Source organism: Bacillus suaedaesalsae (assembly GCF_016890225.1).
In the GTDB taxonomy this organism is placed as follows: Bacteria; Bacillota; Bacilli; order Bacillales; family SA4; genus Bacillus_BS; species Bacillus_BS suaedaesalsae.
In genome coordinates this window covers 41825-59909 of record NZ_JAFELM010000028.1, presented here as the reverse complement: position 1 = coordinate 59909, position 18085 = coordinate 41825, and the positions used below count along the sequence as shown (strand labels likewise).

The following is an 18085-nucleotide window of genomic DNA, read 5'->3' as shown; positions in this document are numbered from 1 at the left end:
CAATCAGGAATATGATGCTTAATTTAGTAGGAATTGCTTGTTTTTGGCTGGGGATTTCTATAGGAAAAAGATGAAAGTATCGATAAAGATTTTTACTTGAAACGGTATAGCTAGTTAATATGCATATGAGAAGTATGCCGATTGATTTTTTAATCAGTCGGTTTTTTCGATTTATTAAGGAACAGTGAAACCAATTCTTCGTTAATCCGTAGTAATAGTAAGGAGGGATTGGATGGGTAAGAGTGTTAGTTACATTTTAATCTGTATGATATGGCTGTTGGCTGGATGCAGTTCAGAAGGTACTGTAAAAAATGATATGAATTCAAAGGTACTTATTACATATACGACTGTTCCCGACACAACGACGGGGACTACTAAAGAGAAATATACGGTAGAAAACTTAGAGAATCTTGAGGATTTCCTTTTAGAGAAAACGGAAAAACTTGAAGTTCGACATGATTCACAACATGGTGCCATTATTAACAATGTTTCATTGACTAGGGTAGATGATGGAACATATGAGGTAACATTTGATGGCTTTAAGAATTTGCCAGATGGAACTCACACATGCGAGGAAGTGGATGTATATGCTTTTGGACTTATGATCAATAAATGTATGTTTAATGGTGAAAGCGTTTATGAAACAAATGTTGTTCCACTTTCTGTGAATGATATAATCAAATATGGTAGACTCTTAAAATTAAATGAACAATAGGTTAATGATTAATCGTGTAATTCCTTGAAGGGACAACGCTTGGAGGCAATATGAAAAAAGTAATAATAAATTGTGTGATTGGACTCATGATTATTTTGACTGCCGGTTATTTTGTGAATGAGTTATCTAAATCGAGAACGTTTCAATTTTTCGGTGGACTCGTTACAAATGTTGAAACAAATGAAAAAGTAGTAGCTTTAACATTTGATGATGGGCCAGGGGTTCACACAGATGAAATAATAGAAATATTAGGTGGAAATAATGTGCCTGGCACCTTCTACTTAATTGGTTCTGACATTGAGAAGAATAAAAGGGATGCAGAAAAGCTCGTACAAGCAGGTCATGAAATCGGGAACCATACGTATGCGCATAAGCGAATGGTCTTTAAATCACCATCGTTTATAAAAAATGAAATTGAACAAACAGATGCGTTAATACGTGAAATCGGATATGAGGGAGAAATAACTTTCCGACCACCGTTTGGGAAACGATTAATGCTATTACCTTATTATTTATCTAAACAAAACAGGCAAACCATTTATATGAATATTGAGCCGGAATCTTATGCTGAAATTGCAACTGATTCAACTAAAATAGTTGACCATGTAGTTGAAAACATAGAACCAGGTTCAATCATATTACTGCACGTCATGTATGAAAGCAGAAAAGAATCACTTGAATCCGTTGAAGGTATTATTACATCGTTGAAGGATCAGGGATATACATTTGTAACTGTTTCGGAACTCTTAAAATATGAAAAAGAAAAGTGATATGATAGAAAGCTAGAAGAGTTGAGAATTATTCTGATATAGCTATACAAATGACGACCTCTTCTGAAAACCAAGCTACATTTCCTAAACATCTTAAATAATGGTTATCTTTAGTTAATCACTTTTTAACTACTTTTAACAAACAAGAAGGAAATCATTATCCTTTTCCGAATATTAGTATGAAGCCTTATTTCAGTTTGAAGTAAGGTTTTTTTCGTAGTCTCTATCCCCATATTTCAATGATTGTCAAAACAATAATTGCAGTAATCTATTAAGTTGCATAATTTACGAAAAGAACCAATAGGAATTGTAAGAGTTCTTATTGTTGTATAGGAGGATTTCAATGGGGAAAATAGCTCTAATTGGTTCAGGTGGCTCAGGGAAATCAACATTGGCTAGGAAAATGGGTGAAAAATTAGACATTCAAGTGTTTCATTTAGATCGACTATTATGGAAGCCTAATTGGACATTAACCTCTAAAGAGGAACAAAGGGAAATACAAGAAAAACTGATACATCAAGAAAAGTGGTTAATAGATGGTAACTACAATAGCACCTTAGACATTAGGCTGCAGGCAGCAGATACCATCGTATTTTTAGATATCCCAAGAGTAATCTGTGTTGCGCGTGTTCTTAAGAGAATGATTCAATATCAAAATCGAACTCGTCCTGACATGCAAGAAGGGTGTAATGAAAAGTTTGATCTTAAATTTTTAAAATGGGTGTGGGATTTTCCTAAGGTAAAAAGAGAGAATATTTTAACACAATTAAAACAATTACCTGATGACAAGAAGATCATTATTTTGAAAAGTCCAAAGGAAGTTCAGAGATTTTTAGAAAAGTTGGTATAGGAGGTAACGGTACAGTATGAATAAGATGTGGCTACTCCTATTTCTACTAATAATCCTTACAGGATTTAATGAACCAAAGATTGATTACTCTAGTATTGAAACCGAACTTAATAAAAATGACTTTCAATTCAAAGTACCTAGTAATCTTCCATTTAGCGTAAAAGAAATTAAAATGAATACGTTTCGCACAGTTTATGATAACAATGGATACGAGATTGAACTTATTGGTTCCAATAATGAACTTGCAGTCGTTATCGTTGGCTATGGTGGAGACGGGGTTTACGAAATAAGTGATCATCGATTTCCGATTGAAGAAGAATTAATTAAAGTGAATCGAAATAAAGGGATCTATTATAATGAAAATGGATCCATTCGTTGGAGTGAAGGGAAAGTAAGCTATGATCTTCAAATTTTCACAAATGATCAGTTCTCAGTCACTAAAGAAGAGTTTATAAAAATAGCCGAGAACTTTAAGGAAGCTGGGTGAGGTGTTCGATGAACGACAATATAGAACTTATATTAAATTGTATGGCTTCTCGTACAGATATGCGTGATATTCAACGAGTGCAAACAGAACACCGAATGAAGTTAGTGAATTTTTGGGGAATACATGATGGAAGTAAAGTGTTAGAAATCGGTTGTGGGCAAGGAGATACAACAGCCGTATTGGCGTATTATGTGGGAGAAAAAGGATTCGTACAAGGTATTGATATTGGTTCACCTACTTATGGTAGTCCTATTTCTGTAGGAGATTCAGCAAACTTTTTAATGAATTCTGCGTTAGGGAAACAGATTAAAATGGACTATGAAGTAGATATACTACTACCAGAGATTGATTTTCCGGAAAAATTCTTTGATTATGTAGTATTTTCACATAGTTCTTGGTACTTAGGGTCATCTAATGAATTACGTAAGATGCTAAGTAAGGTAAGGAAATGGGGGAATCAGCTTTGCTTTGCAGAATGGAATGCGAACATTCAGACGATCGAACAGTATCCTCATTTATTATCGATTTTAATTCAAGCTCAGTATGAAACGTTTAAACAAAGCAGTGAGTCAAATGTAAGAACACTGTTTATTCCAAACGATTTAAAGTCTATTGCCGAAGAAGTAGGGTGGAGCGTATTGAAAGAAGAAACCATTCATTCACCAAAATTACAAGATGCACAGTGGGAAATTGATAAGGTTTTATCAGATATAGACGTTGAGCTTAAAGAGGTAGAGAATATACCCAAGAAACTAGTCGGTCTGATTCAATCTCAAGTCAAATTATTGGAAAATTCTATTGCAACAAGCGACACGAAACCATTGTCAGTCTATGCCTTTATTGCCAGATAATAGTATAGTAGGTGTATTGATCTAAAAGGATTAATACACCTTTTTACTGAATATATAGTACTAAATGAGCAACTATTGAGGGGGAAAATAATTGAAAAAAATAATTGCAATCATAGTAGTTATGATTATTTTAGTCATTGGTAGTATGTGGGGATATAATTTTATAGGTCATGAGGGGAAATTCACTAACACCATGCATTCATCGATAGTACAAGAAAAACTTGAAGACGAAATAGTTTTCTATATCGGATTTAGATTTGTGTGGGAAGGGATAGGAAGCCCTACACTTGAAAATGTGGAATAAATAAAGAGAGATGGAACAATTGTAAAGAAAGATGAAACTGAAGTTTACATCCAACCATTTCTGGCAAAGACAGATACAATTGGAGCGCTAGAAGAGGAATACGTGATGAACCAGGGACTGAATGAGGAGTTATTTCCTGTAAAAGGTGCTCAAATTGACGAAGAGTTTCACTTAGTGTTTCGAGTAGAATTAGGTCAGTAATATGATATGGTAGAAAATGACATCAAGACACTCAGAATTACTTATAAAAAATTTGGAATAACACAATACCAAGACATTGCGTTTGAAGAGGGAATTGTTTCGGATCAATAGTTTCTTTATATACAATTTATACAAGAAACCGTAGCTGTTTTCGTATATTTTGTTTTGTTAAGCGAAATATAATAAACACGATTCAATTGTGAAGAAAGTAGGTGCAGGTAAATTGTATACGATTAAGAACATGAGCACGAATATGCTATTCCTTCTCGTTAGTTTTATTCAATTGATCATGGCCGTTACAGTTTCTCAATCACAATCATTAAAAATAAAGAAAAATGCTAGGGAAACTAAATATATTCAATTAGGCTTTGCCTTTATTGTTTTTATCAGTAGTCTTGGACAGACATTGTTAATTCTTAAAAAAATTAAATCTGCTAGAAAGATCTAATTTCATACAAACTCTATCCTATGTGTTAATAGGGGAATTTTACCTTGGTGCTATAAATGATCGTTACATAAGGACAAACTATCAATAAACAGTATGGAGGCAGGAGTGTGAAAGAAATTATACATAATAGTAGGTTGACTTCTTCGGAACTTGCAAATCTTTGGTCACAATACTTGAATGACAGTTTATCACGCTGTCTGCTTCAATATTTTATTAAAAACATACAAGACAAGGACATAAAAGAAGTAATTCAATTTGCACTTGAACTATCAGAAGGTCACCTTCAAAAGATTAAAGAATTTTTCGAAAAAGAAAACTATCCAATCCCAATAGGTTTTACGGATGAAGATGTAAATATCGAAGCACCCGCTTTATTTACTGATACGTATATCATACTATTTATTCAAGTTATGTCTATTCATGGTATGACGAGATATGCTGGTGCGATGGGATGTTCCATTAGAAAAGACCAAAGGGAATACTTCAAACAAGTTTTAGCAGAAACGGTTGAATTGTATAACGCTGCAACTAGTGTTCTTGAAAATAAAGGAATTATTAGCAAACCACCAACTTTTAATAATCATCCGAAAGTTGAGTTTATAAAGAAACAGAACTTTTTAACAGGTTGGTTTGGAAATCGAAGAGCTATTAGTGCACTTGAAGTTAGTGGAGCCTATCTTAATATTCAAAAGACGGTAGCAAAGTTAGTCTTAGAATTGGGGTTTAGTCAAGTAGTCCAATCTAATGATGTACGAAAATATATGAATCGTGCTAAGAAGCTTTGTCAAAATCACTTCGAAACTCTTTCCTCGATGTTGAAGGATGACGACTTACACATTCCTAAAACGTTTGATTCAGAGGTAACTGATTCAACGATTGCTCCTTTTTCTGATAAACTGATGATGGTATTTATATGTTTGCTACTTTCTTCAGCCATTGGGTACTATGGAGAGGCTTTGTCATTATGTCAGAGAAGAGATTTAGCTGAGAAGTACGCAAAAATGATTGCGGAAATAGGTATACTCGCTGAAGATGGTATGAACTTGCTTATTGAGAAAGAATGGTTGGAGCAGCCACCTCTAGCGACAAATCATGTAGACTTGGCAAAGAACAAATAACTCTATGGATACTAATTTCAATCTGAAAAATGTAGGGTACTTCTTTTGAAGTATCCTTTTTCTATTTTTTAGCTTACTTGAAGGAAGTGTTATTGCATTGAAAGCATTGCAAGAAAGAAAAGTTTTTGTCTTTGTGATATTCCTCACATACAAGGTTGTAAATCGGATTTATACTTAACTCATTAACAACAGAGGAGCTGAGACAAAATGATGAAATGGTTAAGAGAAATTAAATACGCAGCTGGGTTACTACTAGTATTACGAGTATATTTAGGTTGGACGTGGATGAGTGCAGGGTGGCACAAGATTACTGCAGATCAACCGTTTGATGCAACAGGATACTTAAAAGGTGCAATTGGCAATCCGGTAGTTGATAAAGCGACAGGTGATATGTTATATCCAACGTATATGGCTTTCTTAGAAAACTTCGCGTTACCAAATGCAGGATTAATCAATATAATGATTCCGTATGGTGAGTTTCTAGTTGGACTTGGTTTAATCGTAGGTGTACTAACCACAGCAGCAGCGTTCTTCGGATTATTAATGAACTTCATGTTTATGTTTGCTGGAACTATATCTACAAACCCATGGATGACATTATTGGGTATCATCATTTTAGTAGCGGGAATGAATGCAGCGCGTTTCGGTGGAGATTATTATGTAGCACCTTATTTGAAAAAAATGATTGCTAAACATAATAAGAGTAAAAATAAAAAGATAGATATTTAAAAATACACTAGCACATGCTAAAAATGAGCTGCAGAGGATGCAGCTCATTTTTTATTATTTGAGTAATGATAAGCAAAAAAAAAATTGTAGTATTAATTCTTTCTTTTCATAATCCATACATAATAAAGTGCTGTAGTAGTTTGCACGATCAAAAATACAATTAATGAAAAGTGAATGTTATAACCATTTTGGTAATGAACAAATCCTATGTAACTAGATACCTTTTCCATTAATAAACCTGCGAATGGGAGATAAATAGCTATCATGTATTGATCCAGTTAAGGGAAAAGTAAGAAGACATCCCGGCGTTACTTAATCTGTAGAATTGGGATAAATTCGGAAATGATAGGAGACTAACAAATGAACGATATTACGGTGTATACAACGAATACTTGACCCTACTGCACAATGATGAAACAATTCCTTGAGGGTCAAGGATTAACTTACAAAGAAGTAAATGTGCAGGTAGATCAGGAAGCGGGTCAAAAACTAGTTGATGAAACAGGGCAATTGGGTGTACCACAGACAAAGGTAAATGGTCATTGGGTACTTGGATTTGATCCTGAAAACTTGATGCAGTATGTAAAGTAGAGGATAAGTAAACACACAAGCATATCAATTAACCTACAAATTGGTATGCTTATTTTTCGTTGTTAATGAAAGTCTAAATCGTGTTATACTGCAGGGCAGCTTAGTAAACAATTCGTTTATATGTACAAAAACACAAGAACATATAAGAATATGTTCTTGTGCGAGTAATCCGAATTATTTAAGGAACTGCTTTACTCCTAGCATTTAGGATAGTAGCAAGCACCTATAATGATTAAAAGGATAAACAACACCACAATTAAGATAAAGGTATCGTTACTTGGAGCAGGACAAGCATAGCCATAGCTTGGAGCAAGATAAGTGGGTTGTGGTGGAACATTAGCGCCCATTACTGGCGCAGCGTTTACGTTAGCACCCATAATAGGTGCAGCATTGATGTTAGCCGCCATGATCAAACTTCCTTTCTATATAGTGTATTTTCACTACATTATACTCACCTAGTTTCAAATTGCCCCCAAAAACCTAGAAAATGGGTAACTGTCACGGGTTGCTCCAGACAATTTGTGTATTAGATTAGTAAGGTCGAAAGAATGAAAAAACGGGCTGTTTTAATTGGGTGTTTTAAAATCAAAACTTATCAAGAAGGGAGATCTTTGTAACCAAGCTAGTTAAATAAGCGGGTCGTAGACTCGCTGGAAGTCTAAATGAATTCAAAAAACTTAACAACTCTTCAGCTGTCAAAATACCAAAACCATGTCCAAAGAATTTTCCGTTACTCATCGCAACTGCATTTACACCTCGATACCAAGGTGTATTCGGATGAAAGTCCGGATTATCAAAATAAACAACATCTCCTGGTAAAAAATGATTCGCATGAGAGGTGTTTATTCCTAAGTCAGCATCACCGTTCCAGCTATATAAATACATATTTTGAAAGAGAGAATCAAAATGAAGTACACCAATACTCTTTAACACTGCCTGGTAAAAGACGATCATACAAGCTGTTGCACATTCGAATGCATATAGTGAACTATTTTGATTTATGTCCATAATCGCTTCCGAGGGGCGTACATAAGGCTTTAATAAGAATCCACCTGTATTTGTTAAATTCCAGTAGGTGACATTACACTGTGAGTATTGAAACGTTGTAAAGGCAGCTTTACTATTATTCATTTCATTCGCACTATCTATTATGTTTCTTCGGAGGGTGAGGTCAAACAAAAGATCACGGTTAGAAGTAAAGGAATATAAGAGCTGACTTTCTGACATTTTTTTAAGAATCTCTTCTTCCATACTGCCAACGTTCATATCAATTGGTTGAAAAGGCATCCCGGCAACTTGTATCATGAAGTTCTCCCTTCTAACTTGGTATTGTTCCTATCATATTCTAGTTGTTGTTTAATCATGTTTGACTTTGGGTAGGAAAGTTGAATGTGGTTTGGAAAGTATAGGTACATAATAGATATTATGGATAAGTCTTGATATAAGAAATAGAAGTTGTTTCGTGGTACAATTATTTCTTAGAAGACATGCAAATTAAAGGGATGTTTTGACAGTGAAGTTACTAAATAAACTACTAAGCAAACAAAAGAAAACGACAATTGAATTTTGCCAAAAAAATCTTGAACAATTTGTTGGAGAAGAGCATTTTCCTAGTTATGAAGAGTTCTTAAATTCAAAAGACATTCACTATAAAGAATATGAGTGTCAAAGTAGATGTAAGGAGTGTAAACTTTCGCCGTATGCAATCGTAGACGATGAAATGATAATTGCTGAGGATTGTATGAGCTTATTAGAGGCAATGAAATATAGTAAGAATAAAAAATAGAATGAAATTGAAACGTTCTACAATACCATTCGTAATACAAGTACAGATAAAGGAGGTGAATGCAGCTTATGTTTCTCGAGTTAACAGAAGAGTTTAGTCAGTTTATGGCGTTAGTTAGTATTTTTGTTACATTTGCGACGATTGTTGCGTATGGTTATTTTCATAAAAGCACGTCAATCGATTCATACTCCGTGCACAAGCCGTATCGCGATACACAAAATGGTTTCTATCTTTCCTCATTAAGAATTGTTAATCAAAGAACTGATGATATCCGGAGTTGGATGACTAGAACAACCAAACGAATGGAATCACCAGATGACGTACCATCTCACGTCCTTCTTGTTATTTTCTCAAAACGTGAAAACAACCTAGGAGGATTTCAATGGAAAAGAAAGCTGCATTCATTTCAAGTAAACTTGTATTTGTTTTAGTAGGAATATCATTACTAGCCCTGTTAAGTGGCTGTGGGTTAAATACAGAAGCGATCACAAATGAAACACCAGGATTTTTTAATCATTACTTTGTGTATAGCTTTTCCTTTCTGCTAACGACGATTGCTAACTTGTTTCAAGGAAACTACGGATTATCGATCATTCTTGTCACACTGTTGATTCGTTTAGGGTTAATGCCATTGATGCTGAAGCAATCTAAATCACAACTAGTGATGAAGGATCAAATGGCAGTTGTGCAACCAGAAGTAAAAGAAATTCAAGAAAAGATGAAAGAAGCAAAAGATGCGGAAACGAAACAAAAGCTGCAACAAGAAATGATGGCTGTTTATCAAAAGCACGGTGTCAATCCGCTTGCTTCATTAGGTGGATGTCTCCCAATGGTGATTCAGTTGCCAATATTAATGGGCTTTTACTATGCGATTTTGCGTACACCTGAAATTGCGACTCATTCGTTTCTTTGGTTTAACTTAGGAGAAGCAGACATCTTAATGGCAATCATTGCTGCCGTCGTTTATCTTGTTCAGTTTAAGATTTCGTTAATCGGAATGGATGATGCTCAGAAAAAACAGATGGCACTGCTATGCTACTTATCACCAATCATGATGGGTATTTTCTCACTAACTGCTCCTGCTGCAATGCCGTTATATTGGGTTGTAGGTGGTTTGTTTTTAATTCTACAAACATTATTATCAAAAAAACTTTACGTAAAAAAGAAAGCCGAAGCTGTCATTGAAGCAAAATAATAACTCTGTATTGAGGTGCGAATTGCGAAGCAATTTGTGCCTTTTTTATGGTTGGTGAGATAAAAACAATAATAATGTTATTAAAAACGTTATTATTTTATTGTAAAACGATAAACAACGTGATATATTATTTATGAAAATAATTAAATGAGGTGCTGTGTATGAAACCTAGTTCAACACTCTTTTTAAAGGTAGCTGTTATTTTTATTGGTATTCCGGTTCTTGCTTTGTGTTTATTTTTGTTACCGCAGATTGCGAATGAAGCAAATGAAGCAATGGAACGTGGTTCAGATGTAGCTTTAGCTGTATATGCATTATTACTCATTATGTATGTTTCGGCAGTTCCATTTTTCTTTGCCTTATATCAATCATTTAACCTGTTAACGTATATTGACAGAAACGAAGCTTTCTCAGAATTATCGGTAAAGGCTTTAAATAAAATCAAAAAAAGTGCGATAATCATTAGCGGATTGTATGTGATAGCCCTGCCATTCGTTTATGTTTTAGCAGAGGTAGATGACGCACCGGGTCTTATATTAGTGGGGATGGTTATGGTTTTTGCTCCATTAGTTATCGCAGTGTTTGCAGCGGTTCTTCAAAGACTATTACAAGAAGCGATCGATATAAAATCTGAGAACGACTTAATCGTCTGAGGTGAATAATATGGCAATAATAATTAACATTGATGTAATGCTAGCGAAAAGGAAAATGAGCGTAACCGAACTATCGGAGAGAGTTGGAATTACTATGGCGAACCTTTCAATCTTGAAAAATGGTAAAGCCAAAGCCATTCGACTTTCTACGTTAGAAGCGATATGTAAAGCTTTAGACTGTCAGCCAGGAGATTTGATCGAATATAGAAGTGATGACGACAACTATTAACTAAACAAAGGGTATAAAGAAAGCCAGTAACAACAAAGTTACTGGCTTTTGTTAGTAGTAAAATAGTCGTTCACACGTTTTTCATCTTCCAAATGCTTTTGTGCAAATTGTGTTAATTCATACTCTGTTTCAAATTCTCACAAGTCTTTTCCATACCATTTCTGTAGTTCTTCTCGATTCACTCTGATTTGTTTCTCAGCAAAATTGAACTGAACCCATTCCACATTTTGAATTAAACAAAAGAGATACGTTGCGTTAAATAATCCGGTTTCTTCATAATTGATTTCTACCATTTCTGCTGAATCAGTATGTTCATAGTTTAATATGAGGCCATAAGGTAGTACTTTTGTTTGAAGCTCCAAGCTACTTACATGCTCTCCGGCAGGACTTGGTAACGCCTTCGTAATAGAGCCAACTGCACCATTATCACCAACATACGAATTTTTGTAGGAAAACACATCTTCTTGAGTGACTTTTGCTTGGTCGGTATTACATCCTGTGAAGACCAAAAGTGTGAAGGCCATTATCACGAAATGCTTCATAATCTTTATCAACTGAATTCCTCCTAAATTGAGAAAACTCTGTATTCCAATCTTAACATAGTTATCTTTGCTGAATGCAAAAGAGAAAATGGAAACTGTACATTCCTATGATAAAGTTAATGGTAGAATATAGGTGGATGCTTATCGGATAAAGCTCATCAATAGGAGTGTGAAACCATGAATATACGTAATATTTTAGTCGTAAGTCCAATGTATCAAGACTTACAAACTTTGATTCAGGAAAAGAAATTACACTACAACTTTCGCTTTCTACCAGAACAAGATGTGACAAATGAAGATTTCGTTTGGGCTGACAGCTTTGTTGGCTTTAACTTATCTACTCAGTACGACTATGGTCAAGTACAATGGGTGCATTCATTAGGAGCGGGAGTGGATCGATTTTTACATAAAAAAATATGGCCACAGCATGTACTGTTAACGCGTACCATTTGTTCTTTCGGGCAACGAATTGCAGAGTATTGCTTAAGCTACATATTAAAAGATCTTCAATGCCACGACCATTTCAAGCAGCTTCAACAAGCCCAAACATGGCAGCCGCGGGCACCTAAACTGTTGTCACAACAGAAGGTGATGATTTACGGAACAGGTGAAATTGGTCAAAAGACAGCCGAAGTGCTAGCTGGGTTTGGAGTAGAGGTGTATGGAGTATCATTAAGTGGAAAAGAAAAAAAGCATTTTAAACAGGTTTTTTCATTTGAACATCATTTTTCAAAGCTTCAAGAGATGGACTTTATCATCAATACATTACCTCTTACCGAAAAAACAGAACAAGTGTTCAATAAAGAGATTTTCTCTCATGTATCTCATGTTGGTTTTATAAATGTAGGGCGCGGAGCTTCTGTGAATGAGGAAGATTTGCTTCACGCCTTATACACAAATTCTGTTAAATTTGCCGTACTTGATGTGTTCAGCGAGGAACCGCTTCCTCAAAATCATACACTGTGGAACCATCCACGAGTGATCATCACACCACATATCTCTGCGGTTACAACACCACGTGAAGCAGTAGACTGTTTTGTTGAGACGTTGAAGAGAATAGAAGATAAGCAACCTTTAAAAAATCAGGTTGATGTTCGTAGAGGATATTAAGGAAATTGATATTTCTTCTAGTTATCATATCTAATAAAGATATTTACTGAAAGACTGTGCGACAACAAGTGTACGGTCTTTTATTTTTTCATCAAATTGCTGCATTAACTATTGACATTGATAATCATTATCATTTATAGTAAAACAAAGCAATATATTGAATCCTACAGGCAGAGTGAATGAAATGGACCCCCTTCCTAAAACATTGACTCTGCCACAAAATCAAACGGAAAATAGATGAGTAAAAGGAGGATGTTCGGCTTGAATCATACCTTTGTTATATTAAAAACGAGTGAAATACATATAGATTGTCATCATTGCACAAATTGCCCAGATTTAGAAAAAATAGCGGTGAAAAAGGGGTCTGTGCTAACACTTGCGCAAGAAAAAAAGTTTGTTGAAGGACGTGGCTGGTATTTCTTAATTGATTTTAGTAACGAACATCAACTATACATAAACACGGAAGACTTCATCCACTATTATGAGCAAGAATTATTCTGCTCTTTATTAGACTTTGAGTTAAAATATAATTACTTAAAATATAAGGTGAATGAAGCACTTGATGAAAGAAATGCAGTCACCTTTAACACGTTGTCGAATGAGCTTAAATATATGAATGACCTGAGAAAGAAAATAGAAGAAGAACTGAAGGTGTGTCATTAAGTATCGTATAGTGAACGTGTATGAATTCAATAAGGATTCTTCACGTTTATTTTTTTGCTACTAGCAACAAGAAGGGTATTTCAAAAAATAATCGAACATATAAAAGACCAATACAAACGATAAAGGATGGAATGTACATGTTAATGATCGTATTACTAGCTCTTGGACTCTTAATCATAAGTGTTTGTTTAGGATTGACCGAAAAACAGAAGAAACAAAGATTACTAGTAGGTAGTGTATTAATGTTATTCGGTATCTTTTGTCCTATCTTTCTGGTATTACTAACATTATACGGTTTACCGATTGGATTGAATGTAGAAGTAAGTATAATGGTATTTAATTTCATGTTACTGATAGGCGGTATTATTACTGTGATTGCAGGTTTATTTACAAGTTCCGGTAATGGCAATGTGATAGAAAATACGAGTGGAGAGAAATAGGGGAAATTCATGCAAACGACCGTTGTATTATGCTTAATCATTTTATTATTATTACTTTCAAAAAGAAAACAAAGCGTCAAAGTTACGGTAAAAAGGCTGTTAATAGGTCTGTTACTGATGATACTCATCATTAATGTGGTAATGGGAATGATGATGTAAGGACTCTTGTGAATGCACATATCCTAGTTTGTAAGGAGTAACTGATTGGAGCTACCCCTTTTAATTTGTTCTTACTTAGCGTGATTTATGAATTTAGTTCGGGCCGAAGCCATAGTTTCGAAAGATCAATATAACCAAAATGACTAATAGAAATATTCGTAATATGAGAAGCAAGTGGTATTTGCTTTTTCTCATTAAAGAGCGGAATCATAATAGAAGATTCTATTAACTTCTTCTCTGTTTCAAGAATGAGTGGCAGCCATTTGGAAAACGGAGTGTGCTTATAGGTTTCTAGGTGCTGCACCCAATATGGATTTTTTGTAAGAATAGGAGATAACGGTGAAAATCCATTTGTTAAAAAGTTATAGAAAGAGAGTTCTTGACTTAACTCAAACACTTCACCATGCATAAAAAGATCTACATCCTGTATAGCCGGATCATTATTGGCTGATTCTGAAAAACTGATATGTTTAATTTCTATAGGAATTCCGTCTTTTTTCAATGTATCGATGAGCCAATTCGAACTTGTTTCGGTATGACTTGCTACTCTTACGATAATCGGGTCTTCAAAAGAAGGCCGCGAGACATGAGGGCAGTCTAACTCCTGCTGTTGTCCGGTCATACAGCTTCCCTGGCCAGGTAAGGAGCGTGAATCATATTGGTTCATGGTGTTCCGATTTTTCACAAGTAAATGACGTAAATAATTTCGCACTTTGGGTTTTTGAATGAGTGAGTTGCGATTCGGATTCATAATGACCGCCGCAAATCCAAAGTCACTCTCAATTTGGGACGCAGGATTTTTTTCTTCATCTGTTGATGCATGATAGATAATATTAAAATCCTTTGGAACTCGTACAAATTCAACCGCATCAAGTAACGGTCGTTCTTGAAAATACTCCTTAAAGGCTACTAAACTCGTTTTTTGTAAATTGTCTTCTTCTACAATAAAGCCACCTGTTCCATATATCTTAGTTTTGTCTTCTTTATAAATACTTGCACACATTGACGATAACATTTGTAATGCGTAACTACAGCCACCTGGATAGTGAAGATCAACGATGAGAGGTGCAATAGCTTCTATTTTCTCAATAGGTGACCAGAAATGATGATAGTTTTTATGTATTCGTAGCTTTTCTAAGCATGTCACAACATCATCAGCAGTTAAAATAGAACCATCGTGGAATTTCACGTCTTTTTTAAGATAAAGTCGTAATTTTGTTGGTGTCACGTCCCAACTATGAGCAAGCTCCTGCACCATTTCTCCATGTTCCGTCATGCTCACTAAACGATTATAAACGTTTGCGATTAAGTTTCCGCTACTGGCATCAGCTGCTTCTAAAGGATGCAGAGTTAAAAAAGGGTGTCTCTTCGGTACAATCAATTTATCCTGAGATTGATGCACATACCCAATCTTACTATTAAATTTAGTCATTAACTTCATTTTGCTATTGTATGACCAATCAAACATTAAATACTTACTAATGGCTTCTAGGGGTTCATTTTCCATCTTTTCTAGAACCATTGATTCATAGACTTCTTCCACATGTTGAAGCCATTCCAAGCTTGAGAAGTTTCCTCTGCCAAGTCCTGGGGTAAAGAGCATCCAGCCTTCATGAGTCCACTTCTTTAAATATCTGTTCACTTGCTTCGTACTAACTTCCAGTTTCTCAGCGATGTTGTGTATCATCACCTGTCCTGAAGGGAAATATCTCCAAAGTAAAAGCAGCTTGTTATCCAACTTGAACCTCCTATCTAAAAGGGGACATCATTTGTGAAAGTGTCCATTTTTAAATTGTTCTGTCTAGTTTACTATACAAGATACAAAGGGAGGGAACAACATGGGATGGAAAAGTTATCATACAAACATAAAGGTGAGGTTAATTACTTCATTTTTAAACCGTATTGTATCGTCAGCTGTTATGCCGTTTATGGCGTTATTTTTTGCACATGAAATGAATCAAGTATGGTCTGGTGTGTTTTTAGCTTTAACGGTTGTGATTGGGTTTATTGTGAATCTCATTGGAGGGTATATATCAGATCGGTTTGCTCGTAAAAAGGTGTTAGTGAGTACATCGATTTTAAGCAGTGTCATGTTTTTAATTATGACAATCAGCTTAGTGCCAGTACAAAAATTCATCGTGTTATTTGCGATTGCGTATATCGGTTTTGTTATTACAAGCAGTCTAGGTAGGCCGTCCATGAATGCAATTATTATTGATTCAACCACTGCAGAAAACAGGAAAGCTGTATATACGCTTGACTATTGGTTGATCAATTTATCAATGGCATTAGGTGCAGTTTTAGGTGGATTATTGTATGTCAATTACCAGCTTGAACTGTTTGTGTTACTTACTATATCTTCAGTTATCATACCGGTTGCATACACAATATGGCTTCAAGAAGGTGAAAAGGAAAAGCTAGAAAAGAAACATAACAATGTATTTGTGGATCTCGTTCATAATTACAGAGTCGCTTTACAAGACTCTGCATTTGTAAAAGTTGTCTTCGGTTCAACGTTTATTTTTGCAGCTGAGTTTTCATTAAATAGTTATATTGGCATTCGATTATCAGAAAGTTTTAAAGAAATTCATATCGGGAATTTTGAGCTATCCGGGGTGAGGATGTTAAGTTTGTTGAACATACAAAACATGCTGCTTGTTGTTTGTTTCACCTTTTTTATACATAAGCTAACAGACCGCCTGTCTATGAGAAGAGCTATTCTCATTGGACTTACTTTATATGGCATCGGATATGTGACCGTCACGTCGGCAAACACATGGTATCTTTTAGTTGGATTCAATCTTATTGCAACTATTGGTGAACTGATTTATTCACCAATAAGGGAGTCTGAGCAAGCAAATATGATTCCACATGATAAGAGGGGATCCTATTCTGCCTTTTCAAATGTATCCTATAGTGGAGCTGACCTCATTGCTCGTTCTACCATCATTATAGGTGCATTCTTCGCCCCTATGATGATGTCTGTATATATAGGTATTATCATCATGACAGGTATGCTTCTGATTTATTCAGGTTTATTCTTACGGAATAGACATTCTAAAAGGTTATCGCAAGTCATGTAAGTTGTATGGTTGAAAATTTCTTGATTAGATATTTCGAGTGCATTAATTCTAGAAGGAGTTGTGCACTTTTTTGTTGTAGTTGTTAATAAGCAAGGGATTTGAAGAATGAATTTCCTATTAATGATTCTTTTAACAGAATCATTAGCGCACTAACTCTCAATTTAGGCAATCATATTTGATTAATTGAAATATGTGTATATTCTCGGAAGGAATAATAATTTCCTTATTGAAGTATAGAGATGATAGATAATTTGATTAGAAATAGTCAATTCATCTATTATAAAAGTAGGTTCAATAAATGTTGGTTGTAATAGCTTATTTGTGGCAAACTTGACTTCTACCAATGTAGTTATAATAACGATTTATCATTATAAGTTAATAATTAGGAGGAACTATCATGACAAAAAGTACTAATGTCAACGATCATAAGGAGTTGTCTCTAGAACAGCGTCAAGAATTAATTGAAGTAGTAAAAGCACGTTTTGAGAAAAATATGAACCGCCATGAAGGCATTGAATGGGCTAAAGTCCAAGCAAAACTTGAAGCGAATACAGAAAAAATGTGGTCGCTTAATGAAATGGAAAGTACTGGCGGTGAGCCGGATGTTGTAGGATATGATGAAAAGAAGGACGAATACATTTTTTATGATTGTGCAGCGGAAAGTCCTACAGGTCGAAGAAGTTTTTGTTACGACCGTGAAGCACTCGAGTCAAGGAAAAAACACAAACCGGAAAATAGCGCAATGGATATGGCTACTGCAATGGGGATTGAACTCTTAACGGAAGAGGAATATCGAGCGTTGCAGGAGATTGGACAATTCGATCGGAAAACGTCAAGCTGGGTACAAACACCAGCAAACATAAGAAAACTCGGTGGTGCCATCTTTTGTGATCGTCGCTACGATACTGTCTTTATGTACCATAATGGAGCAGACTCCTATTATGCTTCAAGAGGATTCCGTGGATCACTAAAGGTCTAAGATTTACACGGATTACTAAATTTCCAGGGTAAGGCTTATCGTTACATACCATAATAATCTGGTAGCTAGAGTTAAGAAAAGAGTTCGATATGCAACTCTTTTCTTTTTCAACAACAATATAATTTATCACAAAGCAGACTCATACTATTTCATAGAAGTAAATAAAAGAAAGAAAACACCTT

At 35.0% G+C, this 18085-nt stretch carries 25 protein-coding genes; 21 read left to right on the top strand and 4 right to left on the bottom strand.

The genetic code is table 11. The features are described from left to right. Positions 1-232: 232 nt before the first annotated feature. The 10 genes from JR050_RS09265 to JR050_RS09220 all read left to right on the top strand — a co-directional run bounded on the left by JR050_RS09265 (position 233) and on the right by JR050_RS09220 (position 7064). A complete protein-coding gene (locus JR050_RS09265) occupies positions 233-715 on the top strand; it encodes a hypothetical protein (protein ID WP_204203218.1) in 483 nt (160 codons plus the stop codon). 50 nt (positions 716-765) lie between these two features. Then, positions 766-1485: a polysaccharide deacetylase family protein gene (locus JR050_RS09260; RefSeq protein WP_204203217.1), complete on the top strand. Its 720-nt coding sequence runs from the start codon at positions 766-768 to the stop codon at positions 1483-1485. Between the two features lie 343 nt (positions 1486-1828). Beyond that, complete coding sequence (locus tag JR050_RS09255) at positions 1829-2335, top strand: DNA topology modulation protein (protein WP_204203216.1); 507 nt, start codon at positions 1829-1831, stop codon at positions 2333-2335. 16 nt (positions 2336-2351) lie between these two features. Continuing rightward, on the top strand, positions 2352-2822 hold the full coding sequence (locus JR050_RS09250; protein WP_204203215.1) for a hypothetical protein: 471 nt from the start codon (positions 2352-2354) through the stop codon (positions 2820-2822). 8 nt (positions 2823-2830) lie between these two features. Further along, positions 2831-3673, top strand: a complete 843-nt coding sequence (locus tag JR050_RS09245; protein WP_204203214.1) for a class I SAM-dependent methyltransferase — start codon at positions 2831-2833, stop codon at positions 3671-3673. A gap of 91 nt (positions 3674-3764) precedes the next feature. Beyond that, on the top strand, positions 3765-3977 hold the full coding sequence (locus JR050_RS09240) for a hypothetical protein (protein ID WP_204203213.1): 213 nt from the start codon (positions 3765-3767) through the stop codon (positions 3975-3977). Between the two features lie 424 nt (positions 3978-4401). After that, a complete protein-coding gene (locus tag JR050_RS09235) occupies positions 4402-4626 on the top strand; it encodes a hypothetical protein (RefSeq protein WP_204203212.1) in 225 nt (74 codons plus the stop codon). Positions 4627-4733: 107 nt separating this feature from the next. Next, on the top strand, positions 4734-5744 hold the full coding sequence (locus tag JR050_RS09230) for a DUF3231 family protein (RefSeq protein ID WP_204203211.1): 1011 nt from the start codon (positions 4734-4736) through the stop codon (positions 5742-5744). Between the two features lie 207 nt (positions 5745-5951). Then, positions 5952-6473: a DoxX family protein gene (locus tag JR050_RS09225; protein WP_204203210.1), complete on the top strand. Its 522-nt coding sequence runs from the start codon at positions 5952-5954 to the stop codon at positions 6471-6473. 408 nt (positions 6474-6881) lie between these two features. Further along, positions 6882-7064 (top strand): glutaredoxin family protein, encoded by a 183-nt coding sequence (locus tag JR050_RS09220; protein ID WP_430392874.1) that lies wholly within the window; start codon positions 6882-6884, stop codon positions 7062-7064. A 197-nt stretch (positions 7065-7261) separates the two neighbouring features. On the opposite strand, the gene JR050_RS20510 is transcribed toward JR050_RS09220, so the two are convergent. Continuing rightward, complete coding sequence (locus JR050_RS20510; RefSeq protein ID WP_283244063.1) at positions 7262-7471, bottom strand: YjcZ family sporulation protein; 210 nt, start codon at positions 7469-7471, stop codon at positions 7262-7264. Positions 7472-7649: 178 nt separating this feature from the next. Next, positions 7650-8369: a protein-glutamine gamma-glutamyltransferase gene (locus JR050_RS09210; RefSeq protein WP_204203208.1), complete on the bottom strand. Its 720-nt coding sequence runs from the start codon at positions 8367-8369 to the stop codon at positions 7650-7652. 208 nt (positions 8370-8577) lie between these two features. Between JR050_RS09210 and JR050_RS09205 the strand changes: the two genes are divergently transcribed. The 5 genes from JR050_RS09205 to JR050_RS09185 all read left to right on the top strand — a co-directional run bounded on the left by JR050_RS09205 (position 8578) and on the right by JR050_RS09185 (position 10927). Beyond that, on the top strand, positions 8578-8850 hold the full coding sequence (locus JR050_RS09205) for a DUF1450 domain-containing protein (RefSeq protein ID WP_204203207.1): 273 nt from the start codon (positions 8578-8580) through the stop codon (positions 8848-8850). A gap of 59 nt (positions 8851-8909) precedes the next feature. Continuing rightward, positions 8910-9281, top strand: coding sequence for a hypothetical protein (locus JR050_RS09200; protein ID WP_204203206.1), 372 nt, complete (start codon positions 8910-8912; stop codon positions 9279-9281). Then, a complete protein-coding gene (yidC, locus tag JR050_RS09195) occupies positions 9233-10045 on the top strand; it encodes a membrane protein insertase YidC (RefSeq protein ID WP_204203205.1) in 813 nt (270 codons plus the stop codon). Before JR050_RS09200 ends, yidC begins: the two co-directional genes overlap by 49 nt. Before the next feature lie 161 nt (positions 10046-10206). Beyond that, the gene (locus tag JR050_RS09190; RefSeq protein WP_204203204.1) at positions 10207-10698 is read left to right on the top strand and encodes a DUF2975 domain-containing protein; all 492 of its coding nucleotides are present in this window, start codon (positions 10207-10209) and stop codon (positions 10696-10698) included. A gap of 10 nt (positions 10699-10708) precedes the next feature. Then, on the top strand, positions 10709-10927 hold the full coding sequence (locus JR050_RS09185; RefSeq protein WP_204203203.1) for a helix-turn-helix domain-containing protein: 219 nt from the start codon (positions 10709-10711) through the stop codon (positions 10925-10927). Positions 10928-11064: 137 nt separating this feature from the next. On the opposite strand, the gene JR050_RS09180 is transcribed toward JR050_RS09185, so the two are convergent. Further along, complete coding sequence (locus tag JR050_RS09180; protein WP_204203202.1) at positions 11065-11481, bottom strand: DUF4825 domain-containing protein; 417 nt, start codon at positions 11479-11481, stop codon at positions 11065-11067. A gap of 165 nt (positions 11482-11646) precedes the next feature. Here JR050_RS09180 and JR050_RS09175 point away from each other — a divergent pair, with 165 nt between their 5' ends. From JR050_RS09175 to JR050_RS09160, 4 genes are all read left to right on the top strand, one after another. Then, positions 11647-12579: a D-2-hydroxyacid dehydrogenase gene (locus tag JR050_RS09175; protein ID WP_204203201.1), complete on the top strand. Its 933-nt coding sequence runs from the start codon at positions 11647-11649 to the stop codon at positions 12577-12579. A 261-nt stretch (positions 12580-12840) separates the two neighbouring features. Further along, positions 12841-13242 carry a hypothetical protein gene (locus JR050_RS09170; RefSeq protein WP_204203200.1) on the top strand — a complete coding sequence of 134 codons (402 nt, stop codon included), beginning with the start codon at positions 12841-12843 and terminating at the stop codon, positions 13240-13242. A gap of 137 nt (positions 13243-13379) precedes the next feature. After that, complete coding sequence (locus JR050_RS09165) at positions 13380-13682, top strand: hypothetical protein (RefSeq protein ID WP_204203199.1); 303 nt, start codon at positions 13380-13382, stop codon at positions 13680-13682. Between the two features lie 9 nt (positions 13683-13691). Beyond that, positions 13692-13841 carry a hypothetical protein gene (locus JR050_RS09160; protein WP_204203198.1) on the top strand — a complete coding sequence of 50 codons (150 nt, stop codon included), beginning with the start codon at positions 13692-13694 and terminating at the stop codon, positions 13839-13841. Between the two features lie 85 nt (positions 13842-13926). Here JR050_RS09160 and JR050_RS09155 read toward each other — a convergent pair whose 3' ends face one another. Next, the gene (locus JR050_RS09155) at positions 13927-15579 is read right to left on the bottom strand and encodes an ABC transporter substrate-binding protein (RefSeq protein WP_204203197.1); all 1653 of its coding nucleotides are present in this window, start codon (positions 15577-15579) and stop codon (positions 13927-13929) included. Between the two features lie 100 nt (positions 15580-15679). Here JR050_RS09155 and JR050_RS09150 point away from each other — a divergent pair, with 100 nt between their 5' ends. Both JR050_RS09150 and JR050_RS09145 read left to right on the top strand, forming a co-directional pair. Beyond that, positions 15680-16924, top strand: a complete 1245-nt coding sequence (locus JR050_RS09150) for an MDR family MFS transporter (protein ID WP_204203196.1) — start codon at positions 15680-15682, stop codon at positions 16922-16924. A 397-nt stretch (positions 16925-17321) separates the two neighbouring features. Further along, on the top strand, positions 17322-17903 hold the full coding sequence (locus JR050_RS09145; protein ID WP_204203195.1) for a DUF4256 domain-containing protein: 582 nt from the start codon (positions 17322-17324) through the stop codon (positions 17901-17903). The last annotated feature ends 182 nt before the right edge of the window (positions 17904-18085 follow it).